The 1,461-nt window shown below is 72.4% G+C and carries 2 protein-coding genes and 1 pseudogene; all 3 read left to right on the top strand.

Going from position 1 to position 1,461, the window contains the following annotated elements; all coding sequences use genetic code 11:
• A pseudogene (locus GJV64_RS14410) lies at positions 1–271 on the top strand (thymidine phosphorylase); the annotation flags it as partial.
• Positions 268–1,143, top strand: coding sequence for a ribose-phosphate diphosphokinase (gene prs / locus GJV64_RS14405; protein WP_164158163.1), 876 nt, complete (start codon positions 268–270; stop codon positions 1,141–1,143). The pseudogene GJV64_RS14410 and the gene prs, both read left to right, overlap by 4 nt.
• 2 nt (positions 1,144–1,145) lie before the next feature.
• The coding region (locus GJV64_RS14400) for a cation-transporting P-type ATPase (RefSeq protein WP_268920655.1) at positions 1,146–1,461 on the top strand (316 nt) is incomplete at its 3' end.

Raw genomic sequence — 1,461 nt, 5'->3', positions numbered from 1 at the left:
GCAGGTCGCCGAGCTCGGCCCGCTGGTGCACGATATCTGCGCGGCCACCGCCGGGCGTGTCACCGCCATCGATTGCTACCGCACCGCCCGCATCGCGCGCATTGCCGGCGCCCCGATGGACAAGGGCGCCGGGATCGACCTGTTCTGCAAGGTGGGCGCGCGCGTTGCCGCCGGCCAGCCGCTCTATCGCATCCACGCCGCCGCGCCCGCCGGCCTTGCCTATGCCCGCGAGCTGGCCGCCGAGGACAATGGCTTCACGGTGCTGCCATGACTGCGACCCTCCACGCCTTTGCCGACGATGCTGCCCCGGCCGACCGGCTGGCGGCGGCGCTGGGCATCGCGTGCGCGCAGCTCGCCAGCCACCGCTTCCCCGATGGCGAGCAGCGGGTGACGGCAGCCGAAACCGCGCCGACCGCCCTCCTCTATCGCAGCCTCGCCGATCCGGATGCAAAGCTCGTCCAGCTGCTGCTGGCCGCCGATGCCCTGCGCCGGCGCGGGGCCACCCGCCTCGTGCTGGTCGCGCCCTATCTGCCCTACATGCGGCAGGACGCATCGTTCGCGCCCGGCGAGGCCGTCTCGCAGGCGGTGATCGGCCGGCTGATGGCCAGCAGCTTCGATGCGGTGCTGACGGTCGATCCCCACCTGCACCGCACGGCCGATCTGGCCCGGGTGCTGCCCGGCGCCATCAGCATCTCGGCGGCCGCCACCATTGCACAATCCCTGCAAGGCACCCTGCCTGCAGACACCGTGCTGATCGGCCCCGATGCCGAATCCGGCCCCTGGGTCGCCGCCATCGCCGCACCGCTTGGGCGGGAGTTTCGTGTCGCCACCAAGCAGCGCCACGATGATCGCCGCGTAACCATCACCGTGCCCCCCATCGGGCAGCGCAGCGCCTTCCTGGTTGACGACATGCTCTCCAGCGGCGGCACGCTGATCGAATGCGCCCGGCAGTTGCGTGCTGAAGGCGCCACGCTGGCGGGCGCGGCCGTCACCCACTGCCTTGCCGGCGCCGACGATCTGGCCAGGCTGGCCGCCGCCGGCATCACGCCGCTCATCGCCTGCGATTCCGTCCCCGGCCCGGCCGCCACCATCAGCCTCGCCTCAGCACTCGCTGCTGCCCTGCGCGCGCACGGCCTCGTCTGACGATGATCGCCGGTCTCAGTACGGCCGAGGCGGCGGCGCGGCTGGCCGCCAATGGCCCCAATGATCTGCCGCGCCCCGGCACCCGCGGCCTGCCGCGCATCATCATCGATGTGCTGAAGGAACCGATGCTGGCGCTGCTGCTGGCCGGCGGGATCGTCTATCTGCTGCTCGGCGAACGCGGCGAGGCGCTGGTGCTGGTCAGCTTTGCCGGCCTGTCGATCCTGATCACGGTGGTGCAGGAAGTGCGCACCGAACGCGCACTGGCCGCCCTGCGCGCGCTGGCGGCGCCGCGGGCGCTGGTGATCCGCGACGGCCAGC

It is taken from the genome of Sandarakinorhabdus rubra, from assembly GCF_010994245.1.
GTDB classification, from domain to species: domain Bacteria; phylum Pseudomonadota; class Alphaproteobacteria; order Sphingomonadales; family Sphingomonadaceae; genus Sandarakinorhabdus; species Sandarakinorhabdus rubra.
The sequence above is the reverse complement of the archived record's forward strand: the minus strand, read 5'-3'. Positions and strand labels throughout refer to the sequence as shown.